The following is a 14,717-nucleotide window of genomic DNA, read 5'->3' as shown; positions in this document are numbered from 1 at the left end:
ATAAGATGTTTGCGACCTATTTTGGTGGTGGTGCAGGCTATGATGATGATGGCAAATGGAGTGTCCCAAGTTTCAAGCTAAAAACCGTCAATTCTGATGGAGAAGATGAAGAGAAGAGTTATGGCAATGTTGCGGATGCGTTAGCAGGAGTAGGGACGTCTTTCACGAATATTCATAAAGAAATTAACAAAGTCGTAGGCGATAGCTTAGTTAAACAAGATGAAAAGACGCATGTTATTAGCATTGGAGGCGAAAAAAGCGGCACGAGCATTACCCTTTCCAACATTGATGGAGCGGAACGAACTCTTTCTGGAGTGCGTGGTGGAGCGATTTCAGAAACATCGACGGATGCGGTGAATGGTTCACAGCTTTATTCTATGAGTAATGTCTTAGCGTCCTATTTAGGAGGAGGAGCGGGCTATAAGGATGGGAAATGGAGTGCACCGGAATTCAAGGTTGCACAATTTAAGAGTGACGGTAGTTCAGATGAGAAGACGAGCTATGATAATGTTGCAGCTGCGTTTGATGGTGTGAATATAGGTATGACCAATATCAACAATCGTATTCATGATGTTGAGAAGAATGTTGCGTCCAATGGTTTAAATTGGAATGAAACTGAAGGAGCGTACGACGCGAAGCATGATGACAAGTCGAGCAAGATTAAGAATGTCTTAGCTGGTAAAGTTGAAGAGCATTCACAAGAAGTTGTGAATGGAGGTCAGCTATGGGAGACGAATGAGAAAGTGAAAGAGGTTGAAAAGAAAGTAGATACGATTGATCAACATGTAAAAGATATTACAACAACGGTTATGGATGGAGCGGTTAAATATGACAAAGATGATGATGGTAAAAAGACGAATAAGGTTACGTTAGTAGGAGGCAATGACAGCGAACCTGTTATGATAGATAATGTAGCGGATGGAAAGATTGAAACAGGTTCTCAGCAAGCTGTTAATGGTGGTCAGTTGCATGATTATACTGAAGAGCAGATGAAGATAGTTCTTGAGGATGCCAATAAGTATACGGATGAGAAAGTTAGTGGTCTTGTCAATGATGCTGTTAACGAGTCGAAATCCTATACGGATATGAAGTTTGAGACATTGAATTATGCTATTGAGGATGTTCGAAAAGAGGCAAGACAAGCTGCTGCTATTGGTCTAGCGGTGTCCAACTTACGTTACTATGATATACCAGGATCTTTAAGTGTTTCATTTGGGAGTAGTTTATGGCGCAGTCAATCTGCATTTGCTATTGGTGCTGGTTATACATCTGAAGATGGAAATATTCGCTCGAATGTATCTGTGACAAGTGCTGGAGGTCATTGGGGAATAGGCGCTGGAATTACTCTGAGGTTGAGATGATAATAGAAAAAATGGCTGTTATTGTAAAAACGAGAAGTATGTTAGTAAAGGTTCTGTTTGCTCTTGCCTTAATAGGCAAGAGCGAAAGCTTTGCCAACGAGAACAATAATATTTATACAGTGCATCCACCGCACTTATCGATACCCAAGGGAGAACCTGGCGAAACACGTCGAATTATTATGCAGTTTTATGACTGGACTTTGATTTGTGACGAAAAACAAAAGCTGAAACATAAGCAAGGTATATGTAATGTGACACAGACGGTTCATGATCAAGAAGGAAATACCATTTTTAGTTGGTCTCTTGTTTCTACGACAAGTGGTCAAGCAGTGATGCTTTTTCGAACATTGCCAAATTCTGATACAAATGTTCCGATTCAAATGTTTGTAAAAGATGTCAAAAAACCTGTTCTTATTCATTATACGCAATGTAATGAAACGGTTTGTTTGGCACAATCACCTGTAGGTCCGGTTTTGACTAGACAAATAGAGCAGAACAATAAGGTACGTATTTCCTATAAAATTAAAGAAGGAAAGGTATTTTCTTTTACTGTACCATTTAAAGGGTTAAATGCGGCACTTAATTCTTTACGTCCTTAGAATCCATCGAGTCTTTTTAAGAAGATTCATTTTTTCATAAATTGTTGTATTATATTTTTGAGTGTAAATTATAAGGTCAAATAAGTAAGAATTTTTATATAATATGATATCGAGGTGACTTATTGGAAAGAGTGAGAGTTTTATGAATGTAAAGATACAATAGGTTCTTTATATGTAATAGAAAATCAAGTTAGTATTTTCCATAAAGCTTAAAGAGTTATTTCGTTATTTATTAAAAGTAAAAAAGATTAGAAATACTCGATTTATTCCTTACAATAATGAGTAGACTAAATTCTTTTTTTAAGCTTCAAATGGATTTTTAAAGCGGTCTGATTATGCATTAATATTTTTCAGATAAATTTATAATTCTAGAGATTTTTTTGAACGATAGTTTTTATCGGTATTCATAAAATAACAGCTATTGTAATTGCATTTTGTGGTACAACAGAACTTTATTTCAGCATAATCAAAGCCATTTCATTGCATATAACAAACGAGGCTCGTGTGTGGATAACGAGATTAAAAAAATTTTTCTTATAAACCGTACTAATGTATAGGTTGTTGTAACCTTAAGGGTCAGTAAATAGTATGATAGTGTAGGTTTGTTACAATAGAGGTGTGCTCCGTGTAAATGGTATAAAGAAAAGAGCATAATTTATAAAAATTGATGTGAACGTAAACGATTAATTTATAGTTTTAAGTTCATAAAGAGAAACATGATTTTACGGAAACAACCGAAAGATTATACAAAAATCTGAATGATGCTAGTGTAGAAAATTTTAATGATAGGAAAAGAAAGAGTGATTTCTTGTATTTATCATTTGATGCTGCATTATTGCTTTATTTAGAAATGAGCAGAAGAGTTTTCGCGTTTATTTATTGGGGGGAACGCTCAAGGGATAAGGGAAATGACCCCGTTAAATTATAGTTCAAAAGAGTTGAAGCGAGGAGAAATATACGATACCAAAGCAGATCAGTTGTATGATCAGTGCGGTAGTAATACAAATAATCATTCTGCATTGTCACGAACAGAGGCATACTCTATCCTTGTTGATATAAAGAGACAACAGAGAAAAAAACATTATGAACAGAAACAGATTTTTGTTCAATCTGAGGCAGCTTTTGAGTTTCATAGTCAGATAATGATAGGTGCTCAAAAAACAAAAAAACTCAAAACACCTTTTCTTCGACGGTTCCATCCAGTAAAATCTCCACCTCTTTATGCGGCACTTGATCTCGGAACAAATAATTGTCGTCTTCTTATCGCATCTCCCAGTAAACCTGGATATTTTCGTGTTGTTGATGCTTTTTCTCGTATTGTACGATTGGGAGAAGGTTTAATAAATAACGGTTTTCTTAATACACAAGCTATGGATCGTGCGATTGAAGCATTAAAGATTTGTCATTTAAAGCTAAAACAAAGGCATATTAAGCGTTATCGCTTGATTGCAACGGAAGCTTGTCGTTCTGCAGAAAATGGTAGACATTTTATTCAGCGTGTTTTGGAGGAGACAGGTCTTGAATTGGAAATTGTTGATCGGCAAACAGAAGCGCGTTTTGCTGTTACAGGGTGTAGTACACTTGTTGAACCAAATACTGACGCAATTGTGCTTTTTGATATTGGAGGAGGATCATCAGAAATTGTGCTACTTGATGTTTCTCAAAAGCGTTCTTTTCGTTTAGCTCGACAAATTATCGCTTGGACTTCTCTTCCTGTTGGTGTTGTTACGCTTGCTGAACGTTTTGGAGGGAATGATATTAGCTTAGACGATTTTGAAAAAATGAAAAGTTATGTGCGAGGGTTATTAAATAATTTTTCAGATCGTCATAAATTAGGAAAGTTAGCACAAGGTTCGAAGTTTCATCTTTTGGGAACCTCCGGTACGGTTACGACTTTAGCAGGAATGTATCTTAATTTAGAGCGTTATGATAGGAAAAAAGTGGATGGCATTTGGATGAATGATGCAGACATTACACTTATGACACAACGCCTATTATCATGGGATATAGAAAAACGTGTCATAAGTCCTTTTATTGGACGCGAGAGAGCAGATTTAGTTTTAGCTGGTTGTGCAATTTTAGATGTTATTCGGGAAGTTTGGCCAAGTCAGCGTTTAAGAGTTGCTGATCGTGGATTAAGGGAAGGAATTTTGATAGAGCTGATGTTACGCGATGGAGTATGGTGTCGTCATAGAAAGAGCAGAGATTTCAAGCGTTAGAGAATTAAATATGGAGACAATGAATAACGATGAAAAAAATAACAAAAACACCGAGAGGTGGCTATGGAGGCTCAGGGTCACATGAATTATATCAGCGCGTAAAAAAGAAAGCAGGAACCATTAAAGCTTCATCACGACGATGGTTAGAGAGGCATCTGAATGATCCTTATGTCCATCAATCAAAAGTAGATGGTTATCGTTCGCGTGCGGCTTATAAACTCATTGAAATTAATGAGCGCTATAGGTTTTTGAAAAAAGGTCAAAAGGTTATTGATCTAGGAGCAGCACCTGGGGGTTGGTGTCAGGTGGCTGAGCGTATAGTAGGGTCAAGTGATGAAGATCCTAGCGTTGTTGGTATTGATTATTTACATGTTGATCCATTACCTAGAGTTGCCATGTTGGAAATGGATTTTTTGCATACAGATGCACAGCAGAAATTAATTGAAACTTTAGGGACAAAACCGGATGTGGTTCTTTCTGATATGGCAGCGCCAACAACAGGTCATCGTCAGACGGATCATTTAAGAACGATTTATTTATGTGAAGTTGCGGCTGATTTTGCTCTTTCGGTTCTCAAGCCTGGGGGATATTTTTTAGTAAAGGCTTTTCAAGGGGGAGCAGAAAACACTCTTCTTGCAAGATTAAAACAGCATTTTAAAAAAGTCTACCATGTTAAACCACCCGCAAGCCGATCAGAATCAGTAGAGCTTTATCTTCTAGCGCTTGAATTTAAGGGAAAAAAATACAAGAATAGCACCTTCTTTTAAGAAGACTTAACTTTACTTAACCTATTTAAATGTGATGATTTTTTTCTCAAAGAGTTATCAGCGATAGCGACAGTTTTTCTGTTATCAATGATGAAAAACTGGTAAAATTAATGTATTGCCTATAGAGGTAGAGAGATTGATTCCTCAGTGAGTGTTTCCAATGAAATTTCTTGATCAAGCTAAAGTTTATATTCGTTCTGGTAATGGAGGTTCTGGAGCAGTATCATTTCGCCGTGAAAAATTCATAGAATTTGGGGGGACTGATGGAGGGAATGGAGGACGGGGTGGTGATGTCTGGGCTCTTGTTGTTGATGGGCTTAACACGCTGATTGATTATCGCTACCAACAGCATTTTAAAGCAAAAACAGGGGGACATGGCAAGGGGCGTAATATGACGGGTGAGAAGGGTGATGATGTCATCCTTAAAGTTCCGGTTGGGACGCAAATTTTTGAAGAAGATAATACAACGTTAATATGTGATTTAACGGAAGTGGGACAGCGCTATCGCCTTGCAAAAGGAGGGAATGGCGGTTTTGGCAATCTTCACTTTACAACATCGACAAATCGGGCACCGCGTCGTGCAAATCCAGGTTTGGCTGGAGAAGAGCGTGCAATATGGCTTCGTTTGAAGTTAATTGCTGATGCGGGGCTTGTTGGTTTACCAAATGCCGGAAAATCAACTTTTTTAGCTTCTGTAACGGCGGCAAAGCCAAAAGTTGCAGATTATCCTTTTACTACTCTACATCCTCATCTTGGTGTTGTACGAATTGATGGTCGTGAATTTGTTTTGGCTGATATTCCGGGGTTAATCGAAGGAGCCCATGAAGGGGTGGGAATTGGAGACCGTTTTTTAGGACATGTGGAACGTTGTCGTGTCCTCCTTCATTTGATTTCTGCTCAAGAAGAAGATGTTGCAAAAGCATATCAAATTGTGCGTCATGAACTGGAGTCTTACGGAAATAATCTAAGTGATAAGACTGAAATTGTCGCTTTAAGCCAGATAGATACGCTAACGATTGAAGAGCGTAAAACGAAACAGGAAGCTTTGCAAAGAGCTGCGGATCAACCTGTTATGATGTTTTCTGCGGTTAGCCGCGAAGGTTTAGAAAATGTGCTGCGTGCTGGTGCACATATTATTGAAATGTCACGCAAAGAGGAGATTAGTGGGGATAGCAAGGTTGATTGAGATGGCTGTTGGATCGCAAAAACTTACACACTATAAACGTATTGTGGTCAAGATTGGATCTGCCCTTTTGGTTGATCCTCAGGCAGGTTTACGGGTTGAATGGCTTAACAGCTTGATTAGTGATGTTGTTGAATTGCACAAAAAAGGCGTAGAGATATTGTTGGTGTCTTCAGGCGCTATTGCTTTAGGAAGGACATTGCTACAGCTTCCTAAGGGGGCTTTGAAATTGGAAGAAAGTCAGGCATGTGCTGCTTTGGGGCAAATTGAGTTAGCTAAAACCTATGGTGATGCGCTTGCTCAACATGGGCTCAAAACAGGCCAAATTTTGCTCACTTTATTTGATACGGAAGAGCGAAGGCGTTATCTCAATGCACGTGCAACGATTAATGTACTTTTACGTTTTAGAGCAGTACCTGTTATTAATGAGAATGATACTGTTGCGACAAATGAAATTCGTTATGGTGATAATGATCGTTTAGCTGCACGTGTGGCAACAATGATGGGGGCAGATCTTTTAATACTTTTATCTGATATTGATGGTCTTTATACAAAGTCTCCCCATAGTGATCCTACGGCTGAATTTATACCTTTTGTTGCATCCATTACGCATGATATCGAAAAAATGGCAGATGTTGCTGCTTCAGAGTTTTCACGGGGAGGAATGAAGACTAAGCTTGAAGCCGGAAAAATAGCTAATGCTGCTGGAACGGCGATGATTATCACCTCAGGCAAGCGTATGAATCCCCTTGCTGCAATTGACAAAGGTGAACGCAAGAGTTTTTTTGCGGCAAGTAAGAAATCTGTCAATGCTTGGAAAACATGGATTTCTGGTCATTTAGATCCATCTGGTGTTTTGACGATTGATCAAGGAGCCATTAGGGCTCTTGAAACAGGAAAATCGTTATTAGCAGCAGGGGTTATTGGCGTTGAGGGAAATTTCCAGCGTGGGGATACGGTTGCAATTGTTGGTACAGATGGGGTTGAGATTGCGCGTGGACTTGTAAGCTATGACAAAGATGAGGCTGTACGCATTATAGGACATAAAAGTGAAGAAATTGAAGCTATTCTTGGGTATGAGGCGCGCTCTGCTATGGTGCATCGTAATGATATGATTGTACGTTGCTTGATCAATTCTGTTTAAAAAAGTTACTTTTGTTTTTATTGTTTTCGCAGAGTGGATAATACGATGACTTTAGAAGAACAAATGAAAGATATGGGACAAAAAGCACGCTATGCCGCTGCAGCGTTGGCCGTTGCTTCTTCTGAGCAAAAGAATAATGCATTAGAAATGATCGCTTTAAGTCTAGAGGATCAGTCAGATAAAATTTTACGGGCGAATTGTCAAGATTTAGAGAATGCTGCTCAGAATAATTTGAAAGCTGCAATGATTGATCGGCTAAAATTAGATGACTTGCGTTTACGTGCAATGATAGACAGTGTTCGTCAAGTTGCTCGTTTATCTGATCCTGTTGGACAGGTTATGAGTGCGTGGAAACGTCCAAATGGGCTTCATATAAGTCGTGTACGAACACCTCTTGGTGTGATTGGCATTATTTATGAAAGTCGTCCCAATGTTACAGTTGATGCGAGTTCTTTGTGCTTAAAAGCAGGTAATGCTGCGATTTTGCGCGGTGGTTCGGATAGCTTTCATTCTTCTCATGCTCTTCATTTAGCTTTGGTACAAGGTTTAGAGCGCTCTGGTTTACCCAAAGATGCTATCCAAATGGTTGGAACGACAGATCGTGCTGCCGTTGGGGAAATTCTCAAAGGATTGGATGGAGCGATTGATGTGATCGTACCACGTGGTGGAAAGAGCCTTGTTGCCCGCGTTCAGTCTGATGCACGTGTTCCAATTTTTGCTCATTTGGAGGGACTTTGTCATATTTATATTGATAAATCGGCAGATTTAGATATGGCACGCAATATTGTTTTAAATGCAAAGCTGCGGCGAACAGGGATATGCGGTGCTGTTGAGACAGTTCTCATTGACAGCCAAGCATTAAAAAAGTTTCTTCCTGTTTTAACTGCTTTACAGGAGAACGGATGTGAAATTCGCGCCACAGAAGATATTGTTTTTCTTATACCAGATGTCAAATTAGCTTCTGAAGAAGATTGGTCGCATGAATATCTTGATGCTATTCTTTCTGTTAAAACAGTTGAGGGTGTTGAGGGAGCCATTGCTCATATCAAGCGTTATTCATCAGGACATACGGAATCGATTATTGCTGAGGATTTGGAAGTGGTGAAGAATTTTTTTAATCATTTAGATTCAGCTATTTTGCTGCACAATGCATCTACACAATTTGCTGATGGAGGTGAATTTGGTTTTGGAATGGAAATTGGTATCGCAACAGGAAAAATGCATGCACGTGGTCCCATAGGTGTTGAACAGCTAACATCATTTCAATATCACGTTAAAGGAAATGGTCAGGTTAGAGCTTGAGAACATTATTTTTTCCATGGAAAAATTGTATACCACATGTTGAAAGATCTAATGTTGTGGGTCTTTTTGGTGGTTCCTTTAATCCACCGCATGCGGGGCATCTTCTTGTTGCAAAAATTGCTATTCGGCGTTTGCATCTTGATCAGTTATGGTGGATGATCACTCCAGGAAATCCTTTAAAGGATTGTACACAGTTGCTCTCTTTAGAGGAGAGAATGCAATTAAGTTTAAAACTTATTGACCATCCAAAAATTCGCTTAACAGGTTTTGAACAGGCTATAGGGAGCAAAGTATCAGTAGATACGATTTTTCATATTCTTACCCATTACAGTGGCGTAAATTTTGTATGGATTATGGGGGCAGATAGTTTTGCGACGATACATCATTGGTATCGATGGCATGATATCGTCTCTATGCTTCCTATTGCGATTATTGATCGTCCTTTAGGAAATCGGTCAGCACTTTCTTCTCCTATGGCACATATTTATCGCCGTTTTCGTTTGGATGAGAGAGAAAGTAAGCGATTACCTTTTATCAAGCCACCAGTTTGGACTTATTTGCATGGACCTTTATCTTTTCAGTCTTCAACAAACCTTCGTTTGAAGAAGAATGATTTTTCTTGAACATTTCATAAGATTCTGCTTCTCTTTAGAGAAGTCTCTTTTTTAGATTCCACAACGATAAGAAAGGATATTGATCTGAAAAACGTTGCACACAAACACTCTTACAATATTATGCCTTCAAAAGAAAAAAAAGTTTTTTCTGTGAGTGAGAGTCTTGAAGTTATTCTCAAGAGTTTAGAAGATACAAAAGCAGAAGATATTGTTGCTATTGATATTCGAGGGAAGTCATCTTTGGCTGATTATATGGTCATAGCTTCAGCAAATTCGCAGCGTCATGTATCGTCTGTTGCTAATCATTTATTACATACTTGGAAAGATAGTGGGCAGGGGCTTGCGCGTGTAGAAGGGCTTGCTGGAGGTGACTGGGTATTGATTGATACAGGTGATATTATCATTCATCTTTTTCGTCCAGAAATTCGTCTTTTTTATAATTTAGAAAAAATATGGATGACGCCGGATTTAAACGATACGGCTTTGCTTCTCTTCGGAGATCATTAAAATGCAAATTTCTGTTTTTGCGGTTGGTCGTATGAAAAGTGGGGCGGAGCAAAAATTAGTTCAGCATTATTTGGATCGTTTTTCTAAAATTTCTGGAGATGTAGGCTTGCATTTAAAAAAGTTACAAGAGATACCAGAAAGTCGTGCTCAAACAGTTTGTCAACGTATGGAGGAAGAGGGGAGAAAACTTATTGAATTTTTACCTGAAAAATGTCGATTAATTGTGTTAGATGAGCGTGGAGAATCGATTTCTTCAACTTCTTTTTCTGAAAAATTGAGGTGTTATCGTGATGAGGGCATTCGAGATGTCGTCATCGCTTTGGGAGGACCTGATGGGCATAATGAACAAATAAGGAAGCGTGCTGATTTTCTTTTATCTTTTGGTTTGATGACGTGGCCACATCAAATTGCACGTATTCTTCTTACAGAACAACTTTACCGCGCTGTAACAATTGAAAATAATCATCCGTATCATCGTTTTTAATATTTTTGTTCAATTTTTAGCACTTATTTATATGTTTATTAATATTGTTTTAGCTGACACCATTTAAAGCATCTCTAATGTATACGATGAGGTGTCATGGTTTTTGCAAATGAAAAAGCTTCTTCATAGAAAGATGCTATATTTATATGAGGAGTGCGTCATATTTGTCATTCTGCTCTTGAGTATGTTTTTTTGCTTTTCTGTATCGCATGCGGAAGAAATGAGGAGTACGGAAGTACATAAAGAATTGGGAGAAATTCGCCAAAATATTTCACTTTCGCGTGAGCGTGTTACTTTTCTTATGCATCAAGTTGAGCATTTAAAAAAAGATCAACGTGTTTTGAGTGATGCACTCATAAAGGCGGCTAAAGAAGAACGTATAGTAGCAGATGATATTGCTAAAAGGGAAGAAAAGCTTAAAAAAATGATAGAAAAGCGGGTACAAGTCTATCAAAGTTTAAAAAATCGTCGTGCTGAATTTGCGGAAGTTCTTGCAATTTTGGAACGTATGGGATTGAATCCGCCTCCTGCTCTTATGATACAGCCAGAAGACGCGTTGGCTTCTATACGTAGTTCTGTTTTATTAGGTACTGTTATTCCTCAGATGCAAGAGAAAACACGAGATTTAAAAGGGGAACTCAAGGAGTTGACCAATTTGAGTAATTCCATTACTACGGAATATACCGCATTAAAGACAAAACTGCAAAATCAAGCAGAGCAGCGAAAACGTCTAGAGCTTTTATTAGACCAAAAAAACAAACTACAAAAAAAATCAGAAAAAGAACTTACAGAACAGCAACAAAAAAATATTGCTCTTGCTAAAAAAGCGCAGTCTTTGGAAGAATTGATTTTAGAGCTCGATCGTCAGTCAAAACTTAGCTCTGATGCATCAGTACAGGTACGGAAAAGTTTACAATTGTTAGAACAGTCCAATTTTGAAAGCCGAAAAGGTTCTTTACTTTTTCCTGTTTCAGGAAAAAGAATACATCACTCTAACAAAAGTTCGCAGATTACGCGCTTTGGTGAAACGATAGAAACAGAGTCAGGAGCTGTTGTTATTTCACCTGTGGATGCTTTTGTTGCTTTTGCTGGACCATTTCGTTCTTACGGATATTTAATCATTCTCAATGTTGGAAATGGTTATCATATCATTTTTACTGGAATGTCGAGAATTAATGTAAAACAGGGGCAGTTTGTTCTTTCAGGTGAGCCTCTGGGTATAATGGAGATGCAATTTATTTCAAACAGTGTTGCATTGGATATAGGAAAAACTTCTCCAATGCTTTACATTGAGTTTAGAAAGCAGGGAAAACCTGTAAATCCAACTCCTTGGTGGCAGACTGAAAAAATAAGAAGGAGCCAAAATGATTCGTAAAGTTATTCTTTTGGTCGCTGGGGTATTGCTCGGCGCCTGTTCAATGATTATGGTGCAGTCTGTTGCTGCGAATAATGAAGATAATGCATATAAAAAGCTAGCTATATTTGGCGATGTTTTTGAGCGTGTGCGTATGCAATACGTTACAGTTCCAGATGATAAAAAGCTTATTGAAAATGCTATCAATGGCATGCTCACATCACTGGACCCTCATTCATCTTATTTGAATGCTGAAGAAGCCAAGGATATGCGGGATTCTACGAAAGGAGAGTTCGGAGGTCTTGGTATTGAGGTCACTATGGAAAAAAACTTAATTAAAGTTGTTTCACCAATGGATGATACTCCCGCTTCAAAAGCAGGTATTCTAGCAGGAGACCTTATTTCAAAAATTGATGATGTACAAACGAATGGTCAAACATTGAATGAAGCTGTTAATAAGATGCGAGGTGCTCCTGGAACACCAATTACCTTAACAATTATTCGTTCTGGCGTTGATAAGCCATTTGAAGTGAAGATTGTTCGTGATATTATCAAAGTAAAAGCGGTGAAATATCGGGTTGAAGGTGATATTGGATATTTAAGAGTTATCCAGTTTTCTGAACAGACATTAAATAATCTTCTAGCGGCAATTAAAGATATCCAATCTAAAATTCCTGAAGATAAGCTAAAAGGTTACGTCCTTGATTTGCGGCTTAATCCGGGTGGGCTTTTAGATCAAGCTGTTAATGTTTCGAGTGCTTTTCTCAATAAAGGTGAAATTGTGTCGACTCGTGGGCGCAAAAAGAGTGATGTGACAAGATTTGATGCGAAGCCAGGTGATGTCATCAATGGAAAACCGCTCATTGTTCTTATTAATGGTGGTTCAGCAAGTGCTTCTGAAATTGTTGCGGGTGCATTGCAAGATCATCGTCGTGCAACAATTTTAGGGACGCAGTCTTTTGGTAAAGGATCTGTTCAAACAATTATTCCTTTGGGTGAAAATGGGGCTTTACGCTTAACAACAGCACTTTATTACACGCCATCAGGCACTTCTATTCAAGGAACAGGGATTACGCCTGATATTATTGTAGAGCAACCACTTCCTGAAAAATATAAAGGTTATGATGTAAAAGTTGGTGAGTCTGCATTAAAAGGACATATCAAAGGAAAACGAGAAAGTAATAAAGGATCTGGTTCAGCTGCGTTTGTTCCCAAAGACCCTAAAGATGATATTCAATTGAATGAGGCCTATAAACTGTTACGAGGTGAAATGGCAAATGCAGCATTTCCACCAGATCCCAATAAGGATGTGTTAAAGTGAGAATTGATATCTATAGCTTGCGATTTTGAGGAATATTAAATGGATGCAGATATTAATTTGAAGATTCTTCCATATCGCAAATGTGTTGGGATTGTTGTCTTTAATCATGAGGGGAAAGTGTGGGTTGGGCGTCGTTTAATGATGCCCATTCATGCAGATGCAGATATTGACATATCTCATCGTTGGCAGCTTCCTCAAGGAGGGATTGATGAAGATGAAAAACCATTAGATGCGGCATATCGTGAACTTTATGAAGAAACGGGTATACGATCTGTAAAGTTGATTAAAGAAGCACGAAATTGGTTCCATTATGATTTTCCACAAGAACTTATTGGGTGCACATTAACAAATAAATATCGTGGACAAATACAAAAATGGTTTGCTTTCCAGTTTACAGGAAAGCTTTCTGAAATTGCGATTAATCCGCCACCAGATGGCAATAAAGCGGAATTCGATCAATGGAAATGGATTGATCTAGAAACCCTTCCGTTGATTGCTGTTTCTTTTAAAAAGCACGTTTATACGAAAGTTGTCAGCGAATTTCGAGGTAGCCTTAGACCATTATAAAAGCTATATGATTATGAGAAAGCTTTTTTTATTAAGATGCTTTATATTATAATAAATAATAAACATGTTTATCTTTTATGTAAAGAACAGGAATATAAAATGAAAAAGTTATTTAATTTACTTATAGTTTTTACTCTCTTGAGTATTTCATCTGTTGCATTTGCAACAAGTTCAAAGCCTCCTGCATCAAAAGATGCGGCAGCGGCATTGCCAAATGGAGCTTCTTCTTTGACTGAAACCTACGGTTTGTGGACTATTAACTGTGGTATACAAGAAGGGAAAAGAATTTGTTTTATGCACCGTCAAGAAGTGAATGAGCAGGGGCGTGTTGTTGTGGCTATGGGACTTACTCTCGATGCTGAGAGTGTTGTATCTGGTAATTTAACAGTTCCTTTTGGCATTTTGGTTTCTAAGCCTGTTCGTTTACAAGTTGATGAGGGAAAAGCTGTTATCGAAACCGGTATTCGGACTTGTGTACCAGCAGGTTGTGTGGTTCCTGTCGTTTTTGACAAAAATCACGTAGCAGCTTTACGTTCTGGAAAAAAGTTAAAGTTGGCGATGACAATTGCTGCTGCAGGTGAACCAGCTTTGAATGATTTATTTGTTCAGCTAGATGGTTTTAGTAGTGCTCTTAATCGTTTGACTGCTTTGCAGAAATAATTTTAAAACTAAAAGCGGCCTTTAAAAGGCCGTTTTTAGTTTGTTTGTTTTTTATAATTAATAATTAAAACGATGAGATTTAAGATTAATCCTATAAGGGATATTCAGATTTTTTGCTGTTTCTTCTATTTTATGTGCTATTTTTAATTTTAACATTTGTTTTTTAACTGCATCGTCATTAAATAGAGAGATGAAGAATTTAGATGTCTGGTTTTTATTCAAAAAAAGAGTATTGAAATATAAAACCATTTTTTGATGCACAGACCTGCTTTAATGAAGGTTTTCTATACGCTCTTCTTTTTCCTTGATTGAAAGGGGTGACGCATGATTTATGCATTGCTTCGAACGATTGATTTGATTTTTGAGATTTATATTGATATTTTAATCGCTAGTGTCATTTTTTCTTGGCTTTATGTCTTTAATATCATAAATTCGCGCAATCGCTTTGTTGTTTTGATAGGAAGCTTTCTATATCGTCTTACAAATCCCATTCTAAGCCGTATCCGGCAAATTTTACCAAATTTTGGAACAATTGATATTTCACCTATTGTAGTTTTTATTATTATTTATTTTATTCGTACTTTCATGTGGCGCATTTACGCAAACATGTATTTATAGAAATATTACTTGAGGCG

15 protein-coding genes are annotated in these 14,717 nt (G+C 37.8%); all 15 read left to right on the top strand.

Features of this window, described 5'->3' with window-relative positions; translation table 11 throughout:
* On the top strand, window positions 1–1,361 hold a 1,361-nt coding region (locus ACFINU_RS03590; RefSeq protein WP_375667363.1), incomplete at its 5' end, for a Vomp family autotransporter.
* A complete protein-coding gene (locus ACFINU_RS03585) occupies window positions 1,358–1,960 on the top strand; it encodes an invasion associated locus B family protein (protein ID WP_375618090.1) in 603 nt (200 codons plus the stop codon). The genes ACFINU_RS03590 and ACFINU_RS03585, both read left to right, overlap by 4 nt.
* A 908-nt stretch (window positions 1,961–2,868) precedes the next feature.
* Window positions 2,869–4,179 carry a Ppx/GppA phosphatase family protein gene (locus ACFINU_RS03580; RefSeq protein ID WP_375618089.1) on the top strand — a complete coding sequence of 437 codons (1,311 nt, stop codon included), beginning with the start codon at window positions 2,869–2,871 and terminating at the stop codon, window positions 4,177–4,179.
* Window positions 4,180–4,208: 29 nt separating this feature from the next.
* Window positions 4,209–4,946, top strand: a complete 738-nt coding sequence (locus tag ACFINU_RS03575; protein WP_375618088.1) for an RlmE family RNA methyltransferase — start codon at window positions 4,209–4,211, stop codon at window positions 4,944–4,946.
* Window positions 4,947–5,106: 160 nt separating this feature from the next.
* A complete protein-coding gene (gene obgE / locus ACFINU_RS03570; RefSeq protein WP_375618087.1) occupies window positions 5,107–6,132 on the top strand; it encodes a GTPase ObgE in 1,026 nt (341 codons plus the stop codon).
* A gap of 1 nt (window position 6,133) precedes the next feature.
* Window positions 6,134–7,273: a glutamate 5-kinase gene (gene proB / locus ACFINU_RS03565; protein WP_375618086.1), complete on the top strand. Its 1,140-nt coding sequence runs from the start codon at window positions 6,134–6,136 to the stop codon at window positions 7,271–7,273.
* Window positions 7,274–7,318: 45 nt separating this feature from the next.
* Window positions 7,319–8,575, top strand: a complete 1,257-nt coding sequence (locus tag ACFINU_RS03560) for a glutamate-5-semialdehyde dehydrogenase (protein ID WP_375618085.1) — start codon at window positions 7,319–7,321, stop codon at window positions 8,573–8,575.
* Between the two features lie 29 nt (window positions 8,576–8,604).
* Entirely contained in the window at window positions 8,605–9,198 is a 594-nt protein-coding gene (locus ACFINU_RS03555; protein ID WP_375618098.1) for a nicotinate-nucleotide adenylyltransferase, read from the top strand.
* 111 nt (window positions 9,199–9,309) lie between these two features.
* Entirely contained in the window at window positions 9,310–9,696 is a 387-nt protein-coding gene (gene rsfS / locus ACFINU_RS03550) for a ribosome silencing factor (protein WP_375618084.1), read from the top strand.
* 1 nt (window position 9,697) lies between these two features.
* Window positions 9,698–10,180 (top strand): 23S rRNA (pseudouridine(1915)-N(3))-methyltransferase RlmH, encoded by a 483-nt coding sequence (gene rlmH / locus ACFINU_RS03545; protein WP_375618083.1) that lies wholly within the window; start codon window positions 9,698–9,700, stop codon window positions 10,178–10,180.
* A gap of 133 nt (window positions 10,181–10,313) precedes the next feature.
* Entirely contained in the window at window positions 10,314–11,555 is a 1,242-nt protein-coding gene (locus ACFINU_RS03540; protein WP_375618097.1) for a murein hydrolase activator EnvC family protein, read from the top strand.
* Window positions 11,545–12,855 carry a S41 family peptidase gene (locus ACFINU_RS03535; protein ID WP_273790634.1) on the top strand — a complete coding sequence of 437 codons (1,311 nt, stop codon included), beginning with the start codon at window positions 11,545–11,547 and terminating at the stop codon, window positions 12,853–12,855. The genes ACFINU_RS03540 and ACFINU_RS03535 overlap by 11 nt, the downstream gene beginning before the upstream one ends.
* Window positions 12,856–12,894: 39 nt before the next feature.
* A complete protein-coding gene (locus tag ACFINU_RS03530) occupies window positions 12,895–13,422 on the top strand; it encodes an RNA pyrophosphohydrolase (protein ID WP_375618082.1) in 528 nt (175 codons plus the stop codon).
* Between the two features lie 99 nt (window positions 13,423–13,521).
* Complete coding sequence (locus ACFINU_RS03525; protein ID WP_375618081.1) at window positions 13,522–14,082, top strand: invasion associated locus B family protein; 561 nt, start codon at window positions 13,522–13,524, stop codon at window positions 14,080–14,082.
* A 324-nt stretch (window positions 14,083–14,406) separates the two neighbouring features.
* The gene (locus ACFINU_RS03520) at window positions 14,407–14,700 is read left to right on the top strand and encodes a YggT family protein (RefSeq protein ID WP_375618080.1); all 294 of its coding nucleotides are present in this window, start codon (window positions 14,407–14,409) and stop codon (window positions 14,698–14,700) included.
* Window positions 14,701–14,717: the final 17 nt, after the last annotated feature.

Source organism: Bartonella sp. AC130YNZD, assembly GCF_042196865.1.
Taxonomy (GTDB): domain Bacteria; phylum Pseudomonadota; class Alphaproteobacteria; order Rhizobiales; family Rhizobiaceae; genus Bartonella.
The sequence above is the reverse complement of the archived record's forward strand: the minus strand, read 5'-3'. Positions and strand labels throughout refer to the sequence as shown.

What these genes read in the sequence shown, in the direction of transcription:
- proB (WP_375618086.1), top strand. Translation starts at nt 6,134, where the DNA reads ATGGCTGTTGGATCGCAAAAACTTACACACTATAAACGTATTGTGGTC.
- obgE (WP_375618087.1), top strand. Translation starts at nt 5,107, where the DNA reads ATGAAATTTCTTGATCAAGCTAAAGTTTATATTCGTTCTGGTAATGGA.
- ACFINU_RS03525 (WP_375618081.1), top strand. Translation starts at nt 13,522, where the DNA reads ATGAAAAAGTTATTTAATTTACTTATAGTTTTTACTCTCTTGAGTATT.
- ACFINU_RS03535 (WP_273790634.1), top strand. Translation starts at nt 11,545, where the DNA reads ATGATTCGTAAAGTTATTCTTTTGGTCGCTGGGGTATTGCTCGGCGCC.
- ACFINU_RS03575 (WP_375618088.1), top strand. Translation starts at nt 4,209, where the DNA reads ATGAAAAAAATAACAAAAACACCGAGAGGTGGCTATGGAGGCTCAGGG.
- ACFINU_RS03520 (WP_375618080.1), top strand. Translation starts at nt 14,407, where the DNA reads ATGATTTATGCATTGCTTCGAACGATTGATTTGATTTTTGAGATTTAT.
- ACFINU_RS03560 (WP_375618085.1), top strand. Translation starts at nt 7,319, where the DNA reads ATGACTTTAGAAGAACAAATGAAAGATATGGGACAAAAAGCACGCTAT.
- ACFINU_RS03540 (WP_375618097.1), top strand. Translation starts at nt 10,314, where the DNA reads ATGCTATATTTATATGAGGAGTGCGTCATATTTGTCATTCTGCTCTTG.
- ACFINU_RS03580 (WP_375618089.1), top strand. Translation starts at nt 2,869, where the DNA reads ATGACCCCGTTAAATTATAGTTCAAAAGAGTTGAAGCGAGGAGAAATA.
- rsfS (WP_375618084.1), top strand. Translation starts at nt 9,310, where the DNA reads ATGCCTTCAAAAGAAAAAAAAGTTTTTTCTGTGAGTGAGAGTCTTGAA.
- rlmH (WP_375618083.1), top strand. Translation starts at nt 9,698, where the DNA reads ATGCAAATTTCTGTTTTTGCGGTTGGTCGTATGAAAAGTGGGGCGGAG.
- ACFINU_RS03585 (WP_375618090.1), top strand. Translation starts at nt 1,358, where the DNA reads ATGATAATAGAAAAAATGGCTGTTATTGTAAAAACGAGAAGTATGTTA.
- ACFINU_RS03530 (WP_375618082.1), top strand. Translation starts at nt 12,895, where the DNA reads ATGGATGCAGATATTAATTTGAAGATTCTTCCATATCGCAAATGTGTT.